The 19808-nt window shown below is 71.5% G+C and carries 21 protein-coding genes; 11 read left to right on the top strand and 10 right to left on the bottom strand.

All coding sequences use genetic code 11. The features are described from left to right. Positions 1-14: 14 nt before the first annotated feature. Positions 15-1508 (bottom strand): M1 family metallopeptidase, encoded by a 1494-nt coding sequence (locus tag RIN75_RS38105; protein WP_309116961.1) that lies wholly within the window; start codon positions 1506-1508, stop codon positions 15-17. A 56-nt stretch (positions 1509-1564) separates the two neighbouring features. Then, positions 1565-3193, bottom strand: coding sequence for a 2-succinyl-5-enolpyruvyl-6-hydroxy-3-cyclohexene-1-carboxylic-acid synthase (menD, locus tag RIN75_RS38110; RefSeq protein ID WP_309116962.1), 1629 nt, complete (start codon positions 3191-3193; stop codon positions 1565-1567). A 162-nt stretch (positions 3194-3355) separates the two neighbouring features. On the opposite strand from menD, the gene RIN75_RS38115 reads away from it, so the two are divergent. The 4 genes from RIN75_RS38115 to RIN75_RS38130 all read left to right on the top strand — a co-directional run bounded on the left by RIN75_RS38115 (position 3356) and on the right by RIN75_RS38130 (position 7846). Further along, positions 3356-4267, top strand: coding sequence for a 1,4-dihydroxy-2-naphthoyl-CoA synthase (locus RIN75_RS38115; protein WP_309116963.1), 912 nt, complete (start codon positions 3356-3358; stop codon positions 4265-4267). Between the two features lie 12 nt (positions 4268-4279). Next, positions 4280-5482: an o-succinylbenzoate--CoA ligase gene (menE, locus tag RIN75_RS38120; RefSeq protein WP_309116964.1), complete on the top strand. Its 1203-nt coding sequence runs from the start codon at positions 4280-4282 to the stop codon at positions 5480-5482. A 131-nt stretch (positions 5483-5613) separates the two neighbouring features. Next, the gene (locus RIN75_RS38125) at positions 5614-6930 is read left to right on the top strand and encodes a hypothetical protein (protein WP_309116965.1); all 1317 of its coding nucleotides are present in this window, start codon (positions 5614-5616) and stop codon (positions 6928-6930) included. A 43-nt stretch (positions 6931-6973) separates the two neighbouring features. Next, positions 6974-7846 carry a 1,4-dihydroxy-2-naphthoate polyprenyltransferase gene (locus RIN75_RS38130; RefSeq protein WP_309116966.1) on the top strand — a complete coding sequence of 291 codons (873 nt, stop codon included), beginning with the start codon at positions 6974-6976 and terminating at the stop codon, positions 7844-7846. 60 nt (positions 7847-7906) lie between these two features. Here RIN75_RS38130 and RIN75_RS38135 read toward each other — a convergent pair whose 3' ends face one another. After that, positions 7907-8302 (bottom strand): hypothetical protein, encoded by a 396-nt coding sequence (locus RIN75_RS38135; protein WP_309116978.1) that lies wholly within the window; start codon positions 8300-8302, stop codon positions 7907-7909. An 84-nt stretch (positions 8303-8386) separates the two neighbouring features. After that, positions 8387-9481 carry a PLP-dependent cysteine synthase family protein gene (locus RIN75_RS38140; RefSeq protein ID WP_309116967.1) on the bottom strand — a complete coding sequence of 365 codons (1095 nt, stop codon included), beginning with the start codon at positions 9479-9481 and terminating at the stop codon, positions 8387-8389. 23 nt (positions 9482-9504) lie between these two features. Here RIN75_RS38140 and RIN75_RS38145 point away from each other — a divergent pair, with 23 nt between their 5' ends. From RIN75_RS38145 to RIN75_RS38160, 4 genes are read left to right on the top strand one after another with little or no spacing between them, the layout of a single operon-like run. Then, complete coding sequence (locus RIN75_RS38145; RefSeq protein WP_309116968.1) at positions 9505-10497, top strand: ADP-ribosylglycohydrolase family protein; 993 nt, start codon at positions 9505-9507, stop codon at positions 10495-10497. A 42-nt stretch (positions 10498-10539) separates the two neighbouring features. Further along, positions 10540-11763: an MFS transporter gene (locus RIN75_RS38150; RefSeq protein WP_309116969.1), complete on the top strand. Its 1224-nt coding sequence runs from the start codon at positions 10540-10542 to the stop codon at positions 11761-11763. A 23-nt stretch (positions 11764-11786) separates the two neighbouring features. Beyond that, positions 11787-12107, top strand: coding sequence for a PadR family transcriptional regulator (locus tag RIN75_RS38155; protein ID WP_309116970.1), 321 nt, complete (start codon positions 11787-11789; stop codon positions 12105-12107). Continuing rightward, positions 12104-12397 carry a hypothetical protein gene (locus RIN75_RS38160; protein ID WP_309116971.1) on the top strand — a complete coding sequence of 98 codons (294 nt, stop codon included), beginning with the start codon at positions 12104-12106 and terminating at the stop codon, positions 12395-12397. Before RIN75_RS38155 ends, RIN75_RS38160 begins: the two co-directional genes overlap by 4 nt. 8 nt (positions 12398-12405) lie before the next feature. Here the strand turns inward: RIN75_RS38160 and RIN75_RS38165 are convergent, their stop codons facing one another. Together RIN75_RS38165 and RIN75_RS38170 are read right to left on the bottom strand one after the other, a co-directional pair. Further along, entirely contained in the window at positions 12406-12672 is a 267-nt protein-coding gene (locus tag RIN75_RS38165) for a DUF4229 domain-containing protein (RefSeq protein ID WP_309116972.1), read from the bottom strand. Positions 12673-12683: 11 nt separating this feature from the next. Further along, on the bottom strand, positions 12684-13139 hold the full coding sequence (locus tag RIN75_RS38170) for an Lrp/AsnC family transcriptional regulator (protein WP_309116973.1): 456 nt from the start codon (positions 13137-13139) through the stop codon (positions 12684-12686). A gap of 150 nt (positions 13140-13289) precedes the next feature. Between RIN75_RS38170 and RIN75_RS38175 the strand changes: the two genes are divergently transcribed. Together RIN75_RS38175 and RIN75_RS38180 are read left to right on the top strand one after the other, a co-directional pair. Beyond that, the gene (locus RIN75_RS38175) at positions 13290-13508 is read left to right on the top strand and encodes a BldC family transcriptional regulator (protein WP_121224681.1); all 219 of its coding nucleotides are present in this window, start codon (positions 13290-13292) and stop codon (positions 13506-13508) included. Positions 13509-13560: 52 nt separating this feature from the next. Beyond that, positions 13561-13740, top strand: a complete 180-nt coding sequence (locus RIN75_RS38180; RefSeq protein WP_309116979.1) for a hypothetical protein — start codon at positions 13561-13563, stop codon at positions 13738-13740. Between the two features lie 48 nt (positions 13741-13788). On the opposite strand, the gene RIN75_RS38185 is transcribed toward RIN75_RS38180, so the two are convergent. The 4 genes from RIN75_RS38185 to RIN75_RS38200 form a co-directional block, all read right to left on the bottom strand. Then, the gene (locus tag RIN75_RS38185; protein ID WP_309116974.1) at positions 13789-15135 is read right to left on the bottom strand and encodes an AAA family ATPase; all 1347 of its coding nucleotides are present in this window, start codon (positions 15133-15135) and stop codon (positions 13789-13791) included. A 100-nt stretch (positions 15136-15235) separates the two neighbouring features. Beyond that, on the bottom strand, positions 15236-16174 hold the full coding sequence (gene ccsB, locus RIN75_RS38190; protein ID WP_309116975.1) for a c-type cytochrome biogenesis protein CcsB: 939 nt from the start codon (positions 16172-16174) through the stop codon (positions 15236-15238). Beyond that, on the bottom strand, positions 16174-17661 hold the full coding sequence (locus RIN75_RS38195) for a cytochrome c biogenesis protein ResB (protein ID WP_309116980.1): 1488 nt from the start codon (positions 17659-17661) through the stop codon (positions 16174-16176). The genes ccsB and RIN75_RS38195 overlap by 1 nt, the downstream gene beginning before the upstream one ends. A gap of 50 nt (positions 17662-17711) precedes the next feature. Beyond that, positions 17712-18488, bottom strand: coding sequence for a cytochrome c biogenesis CcdA family protein (locus tag RIN75_RS38200; protein ID WP_309116976.1), 777 nt, complete (start codon positions 18486-18488; stop codon positions 17712-17714). Positions 18489-18645: 157 nt separating this feature from the next. Between RIN75_RS38200 and RIN75_RS38205 the strand changes: the two genes are divergently transcribed. After that, positions 18646-19602, top strand: a complete 957-nt coding sequence (locus RIN75_RS38205) for a M64 family metallopeptidase (RefSeq protein WP_309116977.1) — start codon at positions 18646-18648, stop codon at positions 19600-19602. Positions 19603-19808 lie beyond the last annotated feature (206 nt).

Below are 19808 nucleotides of genomic sequence, written 5' to 3' on the forward strand. Positions count from 1 at the left end.
CGCTTTCACGCGTCTCAGTGCTGGTGACCGGCGAGGACCTCGTGCGTCTCCCGGATCTTCCGGAACGCCTTCGGCTCCGCCACCACGGCCTGCGTGGCGAACGTCGCCGCACCCGGCGCGGCGGCCGGCTTGCCCTTGGTGAACAGCCAGGTCTGGAACAGCTCGTCCAACTGCTGCCCCGAGATCGACTCGGAGAGCGCGACGAACTCCTCGATCGACCCGTTGCCGTACTTCTTGGACTGCGTCCACCGCTTCAGGATCGTGAAGAACGCCTCGTCGCCCACCGCCACGCGCAGCGCGTGCACGGCCAGCGCACCGCGGTCGTAGACCGCGCCGTGGAACAGGTCCGCCGCGCCCGGGTCACCGGGCAGGACCTGCCAGAACGGGCTGTCCGCCGGGTACAGGTCGTAGATGTACTCGGCGTTCTCCTGCGCCGTGCCCTCGCCGACGTGCTCGGACCACAGGAACTCGGCGTAGCTGGCGAAGCCCTCGTTCAGCCAGATGTCCCGCCACCGCTGCACCGACACCGAGTCGCCGAACCACTGGTGGGCGACCTCGTGGGCCACGACGTAGGTGTTCGCGCCGCGCCGGAAGAACGCCGGGTCGTAGGTGGACCGGGTCTGGTTCTCCAGGGCGAAGCCGATGCCGGGCGCGACCACTCCGCCCTGCGCCTCGAACGGGTAAGGCCCGAAGCTCTGCTCCAGGAACTCCGTGACCTCGGGCGTGCGCTCGACGCTGGCCTTGGCGGGCAGCTCGTTCTCGCCCAGGTTCAGCGAGTACGCGTTGACCACCGGCTGGCCGTTGGGCGCGGTCGACTGCCGCACCTCGAACTGGCCGATCGCCACGTAGGTCAGGTAGGTGGCCTGCGGCTTGAGGCTCCGCCAGCGCCACCGCGTCCAGCCGTTGATCTGCTTGGCGGTGCCGTTGAACAGGCCGTTGGAGATGACCTCGACGCCGTCCGGCACGGCCACGGACACGTCGAAGGTCGCCTTGTCGGTCGGGTGGTTGTTGCTCGGGTACCACCACTGCGCGATGTCCGGCTCGTCGATGGCCAGCGCGCCGTCCGGGGTGCGCTTCCACGCCTTGTAGCCGTCGACCGCGTAGTTCGAGGGCACGTCGGAGTACGTGACGACGATGGTCACGTCGGAGCCCTTGCGGAGGCTCGTCTTCGGGTCGACCACCAGCTCGCCGCCGTCCTGGGTGAAGGAGGCGACGCGGTTGTTCACCCGGATCGAGCTGACCTTGAGCAGGAAGTCCAGGTTGAACCGGCTCAGGTCCTGGGTTGTCTTGGCGACGATCGTGGTCGTGCCGGACAGGTTGTCGGTGGCCGGCTGGTAGTTCAGCCGGATGTCGTAGTGGGAGACGTCGTACCCGCCGTTGCCGGCATTCGGGTAATACGGGTCGCCGATGCCCGGTGCGCCGGGTTCCGCGGCGGTCGCGGTGCCGGCGAGCAGCAGCAGTGAAGCCGCGGTGGCGGTGCCTAGCGTGAGCTTCGCTCTGAGGGACATGCGGGGAAGCTAGCTTTCACGCAAGGCGTGCTGTACCCCCGTCCGTAGGTTCCTGGCTATTGGAAAGCAGTTGACACCGCGGCCTTGAGACGGCTGTGCAGATCGCGCAATTCGGCGCGTTTCGCCCGGATTTCCACCACGCGCATTCCGTTGGGCGCGGTCAGGGCTCGTCTCAACTGGTCGGCCGTCTCGACCAGCGTGTGCGGAACGCCGTGGGCCGCGCAAAGGTGCGCGAAGTCGGTGCCGTGCGGGGTGCCGAAGACGCGCTCGAACGTGGCCGCGTGCTCGGGCGCGCCCTGTTCGAGGAGGGTGAAGATGCCGCCGCCGTCGTCGTTGAGGACGACCACGGTCAGGTCGGGGCGGGGTTCGCCGGGGCCGAGCAGCAGGCCGTTGGTGTCGTGCAGGAACGTCAGGTCGCCGATCAGGGCGAACGCGGGGCCGGCGGTGAGGGCGAGGCCGGCGGCGGTGGACACGCTGCCGTCGATGCCCGCGACGCCGCGGTTGGCGTGCACGCGGACGTCCGGGCGGGGCGTGGCGACCAGGTCGACGTCGCGGACCGGGTTGGAGGAGCCCAGGAACAGGTGCGCGTGCGCCGGGAGGGCGTCGAGGAGGTCGCGGGCCACGTGCAGGCCGGTGGGCCACGGTTCGCGGTGGAGCAGGTCGTCCACGGCCGCGGCGGCGGCCTTGTCCGCGTGCCGCCAGGCGGCCGACCACTCGGGGTCCACCTCGTGCTCGCCGAGGACCAGGTCGGTGGAGGTGTGGGTGGCGGCGAACTGGGGGTCCGGCCAGTCCGGGGCGTCGGACAGGACGTGCACGGTGGGGGTGGTGGCGAGCAGGCGCATCACGCCCCGGGATAGGGTGGGGCGGCCGACGACGACCAGGGCGTCCGGGGTCAGCTCGGCGGGCAGGTCGCCCGCGTTGAGGATCAGGGAGCCGTGGCGCAGGGCGTTCGCGGCGGTCGCGGTGGGTTCGGCGACGACCGGCCAGCCGGCGCGTTCGGCCAGGTCGTCGACGTCCTTGTCGGTGTCGCCGACGACCACGAGGGTGCGCGGGCCGAGGTGGTCGGCGGCGTGCACGGAGGTCGTGCTGCGCGGGTCGACGCGGGTCCAGGGCATGTCGAAGGGGCGGCCGTCGATCGGCTCGACCCAGTCGTCGCCGTCCGGGACCAGGGGTTCCCGGAAGGGGACGTTGACGTGCACCGGGCCGGTGTCGCGGGCGGTGGCGACGGCGCGGCAGACCAGGGAGCGCCACAGGCCGTTCTGGCCGGTGCGGCGTTCGGCGATGGGGAACTGGAGGGTGTCGACGCCGAGGACGCCGTGCTGGTCGACGGTCTGGCTGGCGCCGGTGCGGTACAGCTCGACCGGGCGGTCGGCGGTGAGGGCGATGACCGGGGTCTTGGTGTGGCGGGCTTCCAGGACCGCCGGGTGGAGGTTGGCGACGGCGGTGCCGGAGGTGCAGGTCACGGCGGTGACCTGGCCGCTGCCCTTGGCCAGCCCCAGGGCCAGGAAGCCCGCGCTGCGCTCGTCGATGCGGACGTGCAGGGTGATCCGTCCGTGCGCGGCGGCCTCCGCGAGGGCGATGGAGAGCGGCGCGTTGCGGGAGCCGGGGCTCAGCACGACGTGCCGGACGTCGTTGCGGATCAGCTCGTCGACGAGCACCCGGGCCTGCGCGGTGGACGGATTCACCTGGACATTGTCGCTCAGCGCTCGATCGGGCGATTCACCTTGCTGAGTCGAACGGGTGTTCGAACAATTGGATCATGACCCCTGCACAGCACCGACACGCCGTCCCGGCCCTTCGGCAGCCTGGCCCGCTCTCAGCTCCGGCGCGGGCATATTGTCCCCTGCGTGGCAGACCAGGACGTTTCCGAGCTGTTCGACCCGACCCGCTGGAAGCCGGTCGAAGGCTTCGACTTCACCGACATCACCTACCACCGCGCGGTGGACCAGGGGACGGTGCGCATCGCGTTCCACCGGCCCGAGGTGCGCAACGCGTTCCGCCCCCACACGGTCGACGAGCTGTACCGCGCGCTGGACCACGCCCGGATGAGCGCGGACGTGGGCTGCGTCCTGCTCACCGGCAACGGCCCCTCGCCGCGCGACGGGGGGTGGGCCTTCTGCTCGGGCGGTGACCAGCGCATCCGCGGGCGCAGCGGGTACCAGTACGCGTCGGGTGAGACGGCCGACACCGTCGACCCCGCACGTGCCGGGCGGCTGCACATCCTGGAGTGCCAGCGGCTGATCCGGTTCATGCCGAAGGTCGTGATCGCGGTCGTGCCGGGCTGGGCGGCAGGGGGCGGGCACAGCCTGCACGTGGTGTGCGACCTGACGCTGGCCAGCGAGGAGCACGCGCGCTTCAAGCAGACCGACGCCGACGTCGGCAGCTTCGACGGCGGTTACGGCTCGGCGTACCTGGCGCGCCAGGTGGGCCAGAAGTTCGCGCGCGAGATCTTCTTCCTCGGCCGGACGTACTCGGCGGCGGAAATGCACGCGATGGGTGCCGTGAACGCCGTGGTGCCGCACGCGGAACTGGAGAACACCGCCCTGCAATGGGCGAAGGAGATCAACGGCAAATCCCCGACCGCGCAGCGGATGCTGAAATACGCCTTCAACCTCATCGACGACGGCCTGGTGGGCCAACAGCTGTTCGCCGGCGAAACCACCCGCCTGGCCTACATGACCGACGAGGCGGTGGAGGGCCGAGACGCATTCCTGGAAAAGCGCGACCCGGACTGGTCCAACTACCCCTACTACTACTGACCCACCCCCACCATGACCACCCTCGCCACCCTCCGCGAAGCCCTGGCCCCCGCCCTCCCACCCGAAACCAGCGACCCGACAACCCCGCTCACTCGTCACCCGACCAGCCCACCGGACACCGCACGCACAGCCGGCTCAGCCACGGGTTCGGCGGACTTCGGGGCTGCGGGCTCGGCGGACGGCGGGACAGTGGTCGTGTCCGGGCTGCCTGGTGGGCGGGAGTTGGGAGTGCTTCGCGGGTGGGAGGCGCGAGCCGCTCTTGCCGTCGGCACATCCGGTTCTACTGGCGAGCCGAAAGTTGTCCTGCTCTCGGCCGCCGCCCTCGTGGCGTCGGCCGAACTGACCCACGCCCGGCTCGGCGGACCCGGTACCTGGTTGCTCGCCCTGCCCACCACGCACATCGCGGGTGTCCAGGTCCTGGTCCGCTCGATCGTCGCGGGCACCGAGCCCGAGGTCATGGACCTCGCCTCGGGCTTCCGGGCGTCCGGGTTCGCCGCCGCCGCGCGCACGGTCCTCCGCACCCCCGGGCCGCACTACACCGCGCTGGTCCCGACCCAGCTCGCCCGGCTGGTCGCCACCGAAGGCCCCGGGCTCGCCGCGGTCCGCGAGTTCGACGCCGTCCTCATCGGTGGCGCGGCCACGCCGCCCTCGCTGCTCGACCGGGCCCGGGAGGCGGGCGTCAACGTCGTCACCACCTACGGCATGAGCGAGACCGCCGGCGGCTGCGTCTACGACGGGCACCCGCTCGACGGTGTCCGGGTCCGGCTCGTCGGCGGCCGCATCGAGATCGCCGGGCCCACGCTCGCGCTCGGCTACCAGGGCGGCGAGCCGTTCGGCGAGTGGTTCCGGACCGGGGACCTCGGGCGGATCACGGCCGGCGGCACCCTGGAGATCGTCGGGCGGGCGGACGACGTGATCATCAGCGGTGGGGAGAACGTGTCGCCGCACGAGGTCGAACGGGTGCTCGCCGCCCAGCGCGGGGTGCGCGAGGTGTGCGTCGTGGGTGTGCCCGACGAGGAGTGGGGGCAGGTGGTGGTGGCCGCCGTCGTCCCGGATGACCCCGACACACCGCCCGACCCGGAGGCGCTGCGGCAGGCCGTGCACGACGTCGTCGGGCGGTTCGCGATGCCGAAGCGGGTGGTCTTCCTCGGAGAACTGCCGACCAGGGGGCCTGGGAAGGTCGATCGCGCCGCGGTCGCTCGCTCGTTCGGGTGAGTTTTTCCCACGGCCATCTTCTTGTTGGTTGACAACTAACACCAGCACGCGCTTGGCTCGAGCGAAGAACCGTGACGGGTGGCCCCTGTAGCGGTCCCTCCGCTCCACCTGTCCGGGCGAGGAGTGCTGCGATGACGAGGCGCTACCTGTTACCACTCGCCGTGACCGCCGTGCTGGCCGCCGGCCTGGCCGCACCCGCCAACGCCGCCGCCGACCTGGCCGCACCCGCCGACGATGCCGCCGCCGCACCCGCCAACGCCGGCGCACCGGCCGCCGCCGGCGCGCCCGCCGTGAACGCACCCACGACCGCGAGCGCACCCACCGCCGGCACGTCCTGGCGCGCCGACCTGTCCATTGTGGACGAGGACGACAGCGGCGTCACCTCGGACGGCGGCACCGTCCGGCTCGACCGCGCCGCGCCGACCCCGGCCAGCGCGCGAGCCGCCGTGCGCACCGGCTTCCTCCAGCTCGCACCGCACCACTTGGACACGCCCGCCAACACCGTCTCCGCCGCCGTCAAGAGCACCGTCCCCGCCGGCGCCGAGGTCGCGGTGGACGTCCGCGGCGCGCTCGGCGACGACCAGTGGACCGAGTGGGTCGAGGCCCGACCGGACGCCCCCGCCGTCCTGCCGACCGCCACCCGCACCGTCCAGGTCCGCCTCGCCCTGACCGCCGAGAGCCCGACCGCCGAGAAGCAGGGCCCCGAGGTCCGGGAACTGACCCTCACCGCGACCACGACCGACTCCTTCAACACCGAGGCGGCCGGCCTGTCCTACCGGATCTTCGCCACCCGCGAAGGCCTGGTCGGCGGCACCACCGCGAACGGCCACGTCATCAAGGCCCGCGACCACTTCGTCGCCCTGCCCTCCCGCCGCGGCCTGTCCGCCAACAACTCGGGCACCTACAGCGTCCGCGTCTGCGCGTCCAACGGCCGCTGCGAGTGGGCCCCGGTGTGGGACGTCGGCCCGTGGAACACCAAGGACGACTACTGGAACCCGGCCAGCGTCCGCGAGATGTGGAAGGACCTGCCGCAGGGCAAGCCCGAAGCCCAGGCCGCCTACCAGGACGGCTACAACGGCGGCAAGGACCAGTTCGGCCGCACCGTCGCCAACCCGGCGGGCATCGACCTGGCCGACGGCACCTTCTGGGACGGCCTCAAGCTCACCGACAACGCCTGGGTCACCGTCACCTACCAGTGGACCGGCTCCGGCCCCGCCGGCTACGTGCGCACGGCCGGCGACCCGCTGAACGTCCGCAGCGGCGCGACGTCCACCGCGACCCAGGTCGGCCTGGCCGCGAACTACGCGATGGTGCGCGTCGAGTGCCAGGTGACCGGCCAGTCCGTCACCGGCTCGCAGGGCACGTCGAACATCTGGTACCGGGTCGCGGCGGGCAAGTACGTCGCCAAGGCGTACGTCTCGGGTGTGTCCGGCGCCACGACCTGCTGACCCGGCAACGGGTCCCCGGGGTCCATCACGGAGGATGGGCGGCATGGCCACAGTCGCCCAGTGGATCTCGGGGACCCGTCCCCGCACCCTGCCGAACTCCATCGCGCCCGTCCTGGTGGGCGCGGGCGCAGCGCACCACATCGACGGGTTCGACCCGGCGTACTCGGTGCTCGCCCTGGTCGTCGCCGTCGCCCTCCAGATCGGCGTGAACTACGCGAACGACTACTCCGACGGCATCCGCGGCACCGACGCCAACCGGGTCGGCCCGTTCCGCCTGGTCGGGTCGGGCGCGGCCAACCCGAAGGCGGTGCGGACGGCGGCGTTCGCGGCGCTGGGCGTCGCGGCCGTCGCGGGTCTGGTGCTGGTCGTGCTCAGCGGCCGGTGGTGGATGGTCGCGTTCGGCGCGGTGTGCATCGCGGCGGCGTGGTTCTACACCGGCGGGCGCAAGCCGTACGGGTACTCCGGGCTCGGCGAGCTGGCCGTGTTCCTGTTCTTCGGCCCGGCGGCGGTGCTGGGCACGCTGTACGTGCAGACCGGGGAGATCACCGGCATCGGCATCGGCGGCGCGATCGCGATGGGCTGCTTCTCCACCGGCGTGATGATCGCGAACAGCCTGCGCGACATCCCGACCGACCTCCAGGCGGGCAAGCGGACCCTGTCGACCACGTTGGGGGACAAGGACTCCCGCCGCCTCTACCTGGCCCTGGTGACCGTCCCGTTCCTGCTCACCCTGGCGATCGGCCTGCGCGTCCCGCTGTCGCTGCTGAGCCTGCTCGCCCTGCCGCTGGTCTTCCTCGGCGCGCGCCGGGTCGTCAAGGGCGCCAAGGGGCGCGACCTGATCCCGGTCCTGCAGAGCACCGGCCTGGCGATGCTCGTGTGGGGCGTGATCACCTCGGTGAGCCTGGCACTGGACTGACCCACCGGCCGGACCGACGCACCAGCCGGGCTTGCCCGTCGGCCGGACGGCACTCGTGGCCTACCAGGCGTCCTCGGTGAAGCCGCCGGGGAGTTCGTCGTCGTCGCGCGGTCGGGGCTTGGGTGGCTCCACCCGGATCTCCTCGCCCCGGCACAGCGCGGCCAAGCGCTCGCGGTCGGCTTCCAGGGCCGCGCGGACGCCGCGGTCGTGGGCGGCCTCGCCCATCAGGACCTGGCGCCAGCTCAGGTGGCCGCCTGCGATGCGGCGTTGCAGCGCCTGCAGTTCCGGTGACGCCTCGTTCGACTTCGCGAACGCCATCACGCGCCGCACGTCGTCCGCCGAGGGTTCGCGGGCCGGGTAGCGCAGCTTGGCCGCCTCCCGCATCGCCTGTTCGGCGGCGGCCACGGACCGGCCCAGCACCTCCTCGGCCGTCATCACCTCAGCGGTCCGCCACATGCTCACGGTGAACCCCTTCCCGACGAACCGATCGACGCTGCGACGCACGGCACCCGCCCCGCGTTCCCTCGACGAGCCACATTTCTAGACCGACCACGTCCCGGTCGAGCGGAACCGGGTCAGCGTCGCCAAGTGCGGCGCCAGGTCAAGGCCCTGCGCGGCGATCCACTCGTCGTCGTAGTAGGTGTTGGCGTACCGCTCGCCGCCGTCGCACAGCAGGGTGACCACGCTGCCGCGCAGGCGGGACGCCCGCATCTCGGCGATGAGCTGGAACGCGCCCCACAGGTTCGTGCCGGTGGACCCGCCGACCCGCCGCCCGAGGACCTCCTCGACGTGCCGGATGGTGGCGATGGACGCGGCGTCGGGCACCTTGACCATCCGGTCGATGACCTGCCCGACGAACGACGGCTCGACCCGCGGCCGGCCGATGCCCTCGATGCGCGACCCGCGCGAGCCGACCAGGGCGGGGTCGCTGTCGCGCCAGGCGTCGAAGAACACCGAGTGCTCCGGGTCCACGACGGCCAGCCGGGTGTGCAGCTTCTTGTAGTGGATGTACCGGCCGATGGTGGCGCTGGTGCCGCCGGTGCCCGCGCCGACCACGACCCACTCGGGTTCGGGCGCGGCTTCCAGCGCCATCTGCTGGAAGATCGACTCGGCGATGTTGTTGTTGCCGCGCCAGTCCGTGGCCCGCTCGGCGTGGGTGAACTGGTCCATGAAGTGCCCGCCCAGCTCGGCGGCGAGCCGGCGGGACTCGTCGTAGATCGCGCTCGGCTCGTCGACGAAGTGGCACCTGCCGCCCTGCCGCTCGATCAGCGCCACCTTCTCCTTGCTGGTGGAGCGGGGCATGACGGCGATGAACGGCAGGCCGAGCAGGCGCGCGAAGTAGGCCTCGGACACCGCCGTGGAGCCGGAGGACGCCTCGATCACGGGGGTGCCGCCGACGACCCAGCCGTTGCAGATGGCGTAGAGGAACAGCGACCGGGCGAGGCGGTGCTTGAGCGAGCCGGTGGGGTGGGTCGACTCGTCCTTGAGGTAGAGGTCGATGCCCCATTCGAGTGGAAGGGGGAAGTGCAGCAGGTGCGTGTCGGCGCTGCGGTTGGCGTCCGCCTCGATGATCGAGACGGCCTCGCACACCCATTCCCTGGTCCGGGAGCTGCATCGGTCTACGGAAGTGGTCACGCCGGCACGATAACTTCTGCGACGTGACCTCACGTGGGAGCCGGACGCTGCGGGGCTGCCTGCTCGCGGGCGGCGTGGGCGACGCCCTGGGCGCCGCGATCGAGTTCGACCGGATCGACCGCGTCCGCGGCCGGTTCGGTCCGTCGGGCCTGACCGACTACGCGCCCGCCTACGGACGGCTGGGCGCGATCACGGACGACACCCAGATGACCCTGTTCACGGTGGAGGGCCTGGTCCTGGCGAAGCGCCGGGGCAGTGACCCGGTGCACGAGGTGCGCGTCGCCTACGGCCGGTGGCTGCGCACGCAGGGCGGTCCGGAGGTCGCACCCGACGGGTGGCTGCTGGACGTGCCGGAACTGCACGAGCTGCGCGCGCCGGGCAACACGTGCCTGGCGGCGCTGCGGTCGGGCCGGCTGGGCACCGTCGAGTCGCCGATCAACGACTCCAAGGGCTGCGGCGCGGTGATGCGCGCGGCGCCCGTCGGGTGGTGGTCCGACGACGTCCGCGAGGTGTTCGCCCTGGCCACCGCGACCGGCGCGCTGACCCACGGCCACCCCAGCGGCTACCTGTCGGCGGGGGTGCTGGCGGTCGTGGTGCAGCAGCTGCGACTGGGCGCGACGCTGCCGGAGGCGGTGGACGTGGCGCGGGACGAGCTGGTCCGGTGGGAGGGCCACGAGGAGCAGTTGGCGCTGTTGGACCTGACCGTGGAGATGGCCGCGCGGGGCGTGCGCCCGACACCCGAGGTCATCGAGACGACCCTCGGCGGCGGCTGGGTCGGCGAGGAGGCCCTGGCGATCGGCCTGCTGGCGGCCCTCACGTCCCGGTCCCCGGCGGACGGGCTGCTGCCGGCCGTGAACCACTCCGGCGACAGCGACTCGACCGGCGCGATCTGCGGCAACCTGCTCGGCACGCGGGACGGGCTCGACGAGGTGCCGGAGCACTGGTTGGCGGACCTGGAGCTGGCGGACGTGATCACACGGCTTGCCGACGAGGCGGCGGAGCTGTTCACGCCCTGACGTCGCGCGGTTTTGTCGGTGCTTGCCGGCACTTTCGCGCCCGTGATCCCCCTGCTGCGCGACCCGGCGTTCCGCCGGTACTTCCTCGCCCGAACGTCCTCCCACCTCGGTGACGGCCTGATCTCCATCGCGCTGCTGTTCGGCGCGCTGCGGCTCGGGGCGTCGCCGACCGAGGTGGGGCTGGTGCTGCTGGCCGGTCGGTTACCGGTCGTCGTGCTCACTATCGCCGGCGGGGTGGTGGGCGACCTGCTGTCCCGCCGCGCCGTCATGCTCACCGCCGACGTCGTCCGATGCGCCTCCCAAGGCCTCACCGCCGCCCTCCTGATCACCGACACGGCCGCCCTCTGGCACCTGGCCGCCTTGCAGGCCGTGGCGGGCGCGGCCAACGCGTTCTTCGCCCCCGCCGCCGCGGGCCTGGTCGCCGACGTGGTGCCCGAAGCACAGCGCCGCCAGGCGAACGCCCTGGTCAACGGTGCCCAGAACGCCGCGATCCTCGTCGCCCCGGCGGTGTCGGCGGCGCTGGTCGCCACCGTCGGCGCGGGCGTGTCGTTCGCCGTGGACGCCGCCACCTTCGCCATCAGCGCCGTCGCGCTCGTCACGCTGAAGGTCCCCGACAAGCCGATGCCGGCACGCCCGGCCCTGTTCGACGCCATCCGCCACGGCTGGCGGGACTTCCGCGCCCGACCCTGGCTCCAGGCGACCACGGTGCAGGTCGCCGTGATCAACGGCGTGTGCATCTCCCCGTTCCTGGTCCTCGGCCCGATCATCGCCGAACAACGCCTGGGAGGCCCCCTGGCCTGGGCCTTCATCGGCAACGGTTTCGCCGTCGGCGCCCTCCTGGGCAGCGCCCTGGCCCTGCGTTGGCGACCACGGCACCCGCTGCGCGTCGCCGTCACCATCCCCGTCGCTCTCGCCCCGCTGCTGGTCCTGCTCGCCCACGGCGCGCCCGTGCCGGTTCTCGCCGCGGCCGCCCTCCCTGCCGGCGTCCAGTCGGCGCTCTACGCCGTCCTCACCGACACCGCCCGGCAGGTCCACGTGCCCGCCGACCTGGTCGCCCGCGCCACCGGCTTCTCCACCGTGGTCGGCCTGGCCGCCGCACCCCTGGGCATGGCACTGGCCGGACCCGCCGCCGAACGGGTCGGCACCCACACCGTGCTCCTCGCCGGCGCACTGGTCGCCGTGCTGAGCGCACCCGCCGCACTCGCCGTGCGCTCGGTCCGGCGGCTCCCGGCCGAAGCCGGGGTCAAGACCCTCGACAAGGCTTAATCTACATAGGTAGGATAAGCCCCGTGGAACCGTTGGAACGCGTCGGCCGGGCCACGCTGGACGTGCTCGACGTCCTGCTGGACGGCGACCGCCCGCGCTGGGGGCTGGAGATCATCAAGCTGACCGGGCGGCCGTCCGGCAGCGTCTACCCGCTGCTGGACCGGCTGGAACAGGCGGGATGGGTCACGTCCTCGTGGGACGACGACGCCGACCGGCGGGGGCCGCGGCGGCGCCTGTACGCGCTCACGCCCGACGGGGCGCGGGAGGCGGTCAAAGTGCTCGCTCGCAAGAAGTCGACGGCGAAGAAGACTTTGCCGAACACCGGACCGGAGGCCGCGCGATGACCCGTTTCGCCCTGCTCGTGGTGACCTTTGCCGCCGCTCTCCTGCCCCGCCACCTGAAGCACCGCTACCGCGAGCAGTGGCGCGCGGACGTGCTCGGCGCGGCCGAGGCGGGGTTGTCGCCGTTGGGGGTGGCGTTCGGGGCGCTCAGGATCGCGAACGTGCGCAAAGCGCTCCTGCCGATCGGCGTGCTCGCGATCGGGCTGCGGCTGCGGGAGAGCCGCAGGTTCTCCGCGGTGCTGGCGGTGATGGTGCTCGCGAACCTCGGCGGGATGTTCCTGCTGGTCGTCTGACCCGGCGGCTACCTCTCGGGGGCTTCGCCGCGGAGTTGGGCGCGGAGCTTCTCGCGTTCGGCGCGGCGGGCCGCCTGCTTCTCGTCCAGGCCGCGCGCCACCCGCATGCGCAGGCCCTTGAACACGAACAGCGACAGCGGCAGCGCCACGACGACGCCCACCGCCAACGCGACCAGCAGCGGCACGTTGAGCAGGACCAGGACCGCCGTGACCGCGGCGACCATGCCCAGCCGCGCGCAGACGTACAGCGTCACATCACGACCCAGGTGTTGCACGGTTACCCAGGCTACGCGCCCGCGGCCGCGGTGTTGGGCCGGCCCTCGAAGCGCGTGGACAGCACCACGGTGGTCCGCGTGCGCGCCACGCCGGGGATGCGCCGCAGCCGGCCCAGCGAGCGCTCCAGGTCGTCCACGGTGGCCACGCGGACCTTCACGATGAACGACTCGTCCCCCGCCACCCGGTAGCAAGACTCGACCTCGACCAGCTCGGCCAGCGCGTCGGCCAGTTCGTCGTCGTCCGCGGTGTCGGTGGGGTGGATGCCGATCAGCGCGGTCACCCCCAGGCCCACGGCGCTCGGGTCGACCACGGCGTGGTAGCCGACGATGACCCCGGTGGCCTCCAGCTTGCCGACCCGCTCGTGCACGGCGGAGGCGGACAGACCGACCTTGCGCCCCAGGTCGGCGTAGGTGGCCCGGCCGTTCTCGCGGAGGGCGGCGATGATCTGGCGATCAAGTGCGTCCACCGGGCCTAGCGTAGGGGTAGCGGCACCGATGTCCGAACCGCCCACTTCGTCCCTTACTACCTCTTTACCATCACCCAAGCGTTCGAGTACCCGAAGGCCGGGATGCCACGATGCGTCCGGTAGGTCTGTTCGGCATCGGGGAGGAAGACCGTGACCGTCACGCAGGGACACCAGGGGGAACGGCTGCTCACGCCGGGTGAGGTGGCCAGTCTGTTCCGCGTCGACCCCAAGACCGTGACCAGGTGGGCGACCGCCGGCCGCATCGGCTCCATCCGGACCCCCGGCGGCCACCGCCGGTTCCGGGAGTCCGAAGTCCAGGCCCTGCTCTCGCAGTTGACCACCGAGGCGACCGAACCGGTACGGCACTGAGTCCGTTCACCCCGGTGACACGGGTAACCTCGTGGCAAAGGAGGTGGCGACCATGCTCTACGTGCTCGCGCTCATCGGTGCGCTCACCATCGCCGTGCTGCTGTGGCGCGCGTTCGGGCCGGATCGGGTCGACTCCGCCCCCAGCCGCCGTGTGATCGCGCCGGACGACGACCCGGAGTTCCTGCGCAAGCTGGGCGAGCAGGCGAAGAAGAAGCGTCCGGAAGAAGAGTGACCGCACGTCGAAGAGGGGCCTCCGGCACGGAGGCCCCTCTTCGGGTGCTCAGGTGACCTTGTTGGGGAAGTCGTCGGCGACGGTCGCGGCCAGCTCCAGCAGGGCCAGGCGGGTCTCCGGGCCGAGCTTGTCCAGCTCGATCTCCGCGCCCTCCTCCAGGTGCGCGTCGAACGGGATGCGCACGACGGCCCGGCACCGCTGCGCGAAGTGCGCGGCGAGCTTGTCCAGGTCGACCTTGCCCGAACCGGGCCGCACCGAGTTGATCACGGCGACGGACTTGGCCACCAGGTCGCGGTAGCCGTGGGCCTCCAGCCAGTCCAGGGTCGCCGCGGACGTCTGCGCGCCGTCCACCGAGCCGGACGACACCAGCACCAGCGAGTCGGCCTGGTCCAGCACGCCCTTCATCGCCGAGTGCATCAGGCCGGTGCCGCAGTCGGTGAGGACGATGTTGTAGAAGAGTTCGAGCAGCGCGACCGTGCGAAGGTAGTCCTGGTCGCTGAACGCCTCCGACACGGCCGGGTCCTGCTCGGAGGCGAGGATCTCAAGCCGGCTGGGCGACTGCGAGGTGTAGGCGCGGACGTCGCTGTACTTGGTGATGCGGGCCGCGTCGCGCAGCAGGTGCCGCACGGTGGCGGTGGTCTCGCGGGGCACCTTCAGGGCGAGCGTGCCGCGGTCGGGGTTGGCGTCCACGGCGATCACCCGGTCACCGCGCAGCGACGAGAACGTCGAGCCGAGCGTGGTGGTCGTGGTGGTCTTGCCGACGCCGCCCTTGAGGCTGAGCATCGCGATCTTGTAGCACCCGCGCAGCGGCTGGTTGATCCGCCCGATCAGCTCGCGCCGGCGCACGTCCGCCGGGCTCTCGCCCAGGTTGACCAGGCCGCCGGTCATGGAGTGCACGGTCTTGCGCCAGCCCGACTGCGGTGGCCGCTTGGCGCGCTTGATCAGCTGCTGCGACGACACCTCGTGCGCCGTGGCCTGCTGGGGGCGCTGCGGCTGTTGCTGCTGCTGGGGCTGGATGCTCTGCGGGAAGTTGTTCGGGAACGGGCCCTGGAACTGGTGCGGCCCGGACTGGCCGGCGACCTGGTACGGGCCGCTCTGGTTGCCCACCTGGTACGGCCCCGACTGGTTGCCCACCTGGTAGGGGCCCGACTGGTTCCCGACCTGGTAGGGACCGGACTGGTGGCCCACCTGGTAGGGGCCGCTGTGGTTGCCGACCTGGTAGGAGCCGGACGGCGTGCCCTGGGTGGGGTCGATGTAGGCCGTGGCGGGATCGACGTAGTGGGCGCCCGAACCGTCGACCTGGTAACCGCCGGACTGGTTCGGGTTGGGCTGCTGCCCTTCCGCGCCCGACGGCGGCTGCCACGACGACTCAGGACTCTCGTAGCGACCGGTCACCGCTGGGGTCCTCCCTGCGCAAAGCGGATCGAGCCTCCCCCGACCTCACGGTTGCGACGGTAGTCGGCCGCCGGCGGTTCCACGACACTGGGTACGCCGGTCAGCCGACACCCGCGTAAGAGTGCAATCCAGTCGTGACCAGGTTGATGAAGAACAGGTTGAACACGTTGAGCGCGAAGCCCAACGCGTTGATCCAGGCGGCGGGACGGCCGCGCCAACCGGCGGTCGCGCGGGCGTGGAGGTAGGCCGCGTAGACCACCCAGCACACGAACGCGACGGTCTCCTTGGGGTCCCAGCCCCAGAACCGGCCCCACGCCGCCTCGGCCCAGATCGCGCCGCAGATGATGCCGATCGTGAACAGCGGGAACGAGAACACCGTGCTGCGGTAGGCGACCCGGTCCAGCACGTCGGCGTCGGGCAGCTTCGCGAACCGCGCCCGGCCGGAGGACTTCAGCAGGTACAGCACGCTGGTCACACCGGGCACCAGCAGGATGCCGCTGGACACCGAGATCACCGACACGTGCACCACGAGCCAGTACGACTGGAGCGCCGGCTGCACGGGCGCGGCCTCGGCGTACAGCACCGTGCCGCCCAGGAACATCAGGATGACGACCGGCACGAGCACGAACCCGCCGAGCTTGCGCACCGGGAACGTGCGCATCAGCACCAGCCACGTCGCCACGGCGGCGAACGTCAGCAGCGAGCCGTACTCGTACATGTTGCCCCACGGCGCGCGCTCGGTCGCGAAACCGCGCAGCACCAAGGAGGACAGTTGCAGCAGCGCGCCCAGCACGGTCAGGGCGACGCCCATGCGGCCGAGCTTCTCTGCGCGGGACCGCTCGTGCCTCACCACCAGGCCCGGCGTCCACGTGCCGTCCTCGGCGGTGCCGGCCACCTTCGCGGCGCCGACCAGCTCACGCGCCTTGGTGCGCCCGAAAGCCGCCTCGCACAGGTAGAACACGGCGGCGACGAAGTACACGGAGACGGCCGCACCGTAGGTCCAGTCGCTGTACGTGGACAGCGTCTCGTTGACCGGCATCACTTCTCCTTCTCCAGCAGGTCACGCGCGAGCGAGCCGAACTCCTCGCCGTACCCGGCCTGGTCGGTGCGCGCGAGCCCGCCGACCTCGACAACCGTACGCCCGTCCGCCGCCGGCACCGCCCGGACCCAGACGCGGCGGCGCTTCACGCTCAGCGACACGCCCAGCCCGAGGATCACCAGCACCGAGAACGCCAGTACCCACACCTGGGTGGGGTCGTGCGACACCTGGAGCGACACCCAGTCCTTGACGCCCTCGAACTTGATCACGGTGCCGTCGTCGAGCTCGAGCTCCTCGCCCTGCCGCAGGTTCTGCCGGGCGACCTTGGTGAGCTTGCCGTCCTGCACCTGCTTCTCGTCGATCGAGAAGATCGACTGGCCGCGGCCGGAGTCGGTGCCCAGGTCGCCCCGGTAGACGTCGATCGCCACCGCGGGGTCGCGCGCCTCGGGGAACACCGAGTCGAGCAGCTCGCCGCGGAACCCGGCGGTCGGCGCGAGCAGACCGGTGATGGCGAGCTGGTTCTTGCGGCGCTGCTCGGTGTCGGTGATGCCGGGCGGGTCGAACTTCGTCGCGCCCTCGGAGGCGAGGGTGACCTCGTTGACCGGGCGCCACTGGGTCGTGCCGGTGCGGGTCTCGCCGTTGGGGAACTTCACGGTGAAGATCGGGGTGTAGCCGTGGCCGAGGAGGTAGACCCGGTCGCCGGCGGTGCGCAGCGGGCTGTTGACCTCCAGCGGGTACGGCCGCCAGGTGCCGGTCTCCAGGTCTTCGCCGGACTGGTAGTCGATGTCCGCGCGGAAGCTCTGCGCCTGCCCGTTGTGCAGGTAGGTGGCGTGGAAGTCGTTGACCCGCACGCAGAACGGGGACAGCTGGGTGCCGTCGACGCGCAGGCCGGGCCGGAAGCTGTCGAAGTTGAACACGCCGGAGTTGCAGAACTGACCGCCCTTGGACTGGACGATCACCTGCCCCTCGTAGCCGACCATCTTGCCCAGCGCGAACGCGACCAGCAGGCCCAGCAGGGAGAAGTGGAAGACCAGGTTGCCGGTCTCGCGCAGGTAGCCGCGCTCGGCGCTGACGCTGCGCGCGCCGTCGGCCTCCTCGCGCTCGACCAGCCGCCAACCCTTCAACCGCGCCTTCGCCGACGCCATCACGGCTTCCGGGCTCGCGGCCAGCTCGGCGGTCGCGTGGTGCGGCAGGCGGGACAGGTTGCGCGGTGTCAGCACGGGCTTGGCCCGCATCTGCTTGTAGTAATCCCACGTGCGCGGCAGCAGGCAGCCGACCAGCGACACGAACAGCAGCACGTAGACCGCGGAGAACCAGTAGCTGGCGTAGACGTCGTAGAACTGGAGGCGGTCGAGGAACCGGCCCCACCACCCGTTCTCGGCGATGTACTCGGCGACCTTCTGCGCGTTGAGCGAGCGCTGCGGCAGCAGCGCGCCGGGCATCGCGCCCAGCGCCAGCAGGAACAGCAGGGTCAGCGCGGTGCGCATCGCGGTGAGACCGCGCCACGTGTTGCGCAGGAAGGCCAGGAACGCTTTCACTACAACGGCAGTTCCACGTCGGTGACCACGGCGTCGCGCAGCCAGAACACGAAGTCGCCCCACAGCCCGGTGACCAGCGCCACGCCCACCCCGATCAGCAGCAGCCCGCCGAAGACCTGCACCTGGCGGACGTGCGCCCGCAGCCACCCGGTGACCCGCACCGCCCACCGCGCGCCCAGCGCGATCAGGATGAACGGCAACCCGAGCCCGATGCAGTAGGCCAGCACCAGCACCACCCCGCGCCCGGTGGCCGACCCGACCTCGGTGCCGCGCGCCAGGGCGAGCACCCCGGACAGCGTCGGCCCCACGCACGGCGTCCACCCCAGCGCGAACACCCCGCCCAGCAGGGGCGCGCCGATCAGCCCGCCGCGCGGCGTGCGGTGCAGCCGGATGTCCTTCTGGAGCGCCGGCACCAGTCCGATGAAGACCAGCCCCATCGCGATCGTGACGACACCGCCGATGCGCTGGAGCGTGTCGGCGTTGAAGTACAACGCGTCGCTCAACCCGAGCACCACGAACGACGTGAGCGCGAACACCACGGTGAACCCGAGCACGAACAACCCGGCCGCCCCCGCGACGCGCCACCGCCCCGCCTTGCGCCCTTCCCCCTCGTGCACGGCAGGCGCCTCGGCACCGACCAGCCCGGCCAGGTAGGCGAGGTACCCCGGCACCAGCGGCACCACGCAGGGGGAGGCGAACGAGATCGCTCCGGCGAGCACCGCGACCCCCGTGGCCAGCACCAACGGCCCGGAGATGGCGAGATCGGTCGCGTTCACGCCAACCAGGGTAGGGAGCCTCCGGAGGACCACGCCCACCGGCTGCCCTTAGTGATGACCCCCGTCACTCCGCTAGGGGCCTTTCCCCGTTCCCCTATCGGTTAAACCCGCCTTTCCACCCTTGTAGGTGAGTGACCTGCTTCATAGCGTCACCACCATGCGAGTTCACCGGCTCACCCTGCCCGTGCTGGCCGTCGCACTCGCCGCCGTCACCGCCCCTGCACCCGGTGGCGCGGCGCAGGCCCCCGTGGAGTGGCGGGAGGTGTTCTCGCCGGACGGCACCATCACCCAGGTGGCCGTCCCGAAGGTCCTGGAGACCAGAGCGGAACCGTCCGAGGTGGCGGCGGACGTGGTCGCCGTCCAGGAGACCGGTGCCCCCGACCAGCGGTTCGACCTCGTCTTCGTCGGCGACGGCTACACCCGGTCCGACCTGGCGACCTACCACGACCACGTGGTGAGCAAGTGGACGGAACTGTCCGCCGTGGAGCCGTTCAAGTCCTACAAGCAGTACTTCAACGTCTGGAAGGTCAACGTCGTCTCCCCCGAGTCGGGCGTGGACAACGACCCGACCCTCGGCACCGACCGCGACACGGCCCTCGACATGGGCTTCTGGTGCCAGGGCCGAGACGTGAACACCGAGCGCCTGCTGTGCGTGAACCAGACGAAGGCGGGCCAATTCGGCGCACTGGCACCCCAGGCCGACCAGATCATCGCCCTCGGCAACACCACGAAGTACGGCGGAGCGGGCGGCGGCATCGCCACGGCGGCGGGCGCGAACGACCAAGCCGGCCAGATCGCGGTCCACGAACTGGGCCACTCGATCGGCGGCCTGGCCGACGAGTACGACTACCCGTACGACCGCTACACCGGCGACGACCCGACCGAACCCAACGCGACCACCGACCCGACGGGCGCGAAGTGGTCGAAGTACAACGGCCAGCCGTCGCCGGACGGCGGCACGGTGGGCGCGTACGAAGGCAGCCGCTACTACCGCTACGGCCTGTACCGCCCCACCGGGAACTCGATCATGCGCACGCTCGGCCGCGAGTTCAACCTGATCGGCCGCGAGGCGATGGTCAACGCGTTCAAGGCCAAGATCCCCGAACTGAACTGACCAGGCCGTTCCAACAGCGCACAACTCCCGCTCTTCAGCGCACAGCGCCCTGCACTTCGGCGCGCAGCGCCGTCGGGCAGTGCCGCCGGGGCACACACCCCAACCCGGGCTTCTTGCTTGTGTCATCCCCGTATGGCCCGCCCGAAGGGCTACCACAGATTTCCCGGGTGCAGCCAAAAAGTTTTGCGAGGAACGAGCAAAAGTTT

The sequence above is a fragment of the Saccharothrix sp. genome, assembly GCF_031180885.1.
In the GTDB taxonomy this organism is placed as follows: Bacteria; Actinomycetota; Actinomycetes; order Mycobacteriales; family Pseudonocardiaceae; genus Actinosynnema.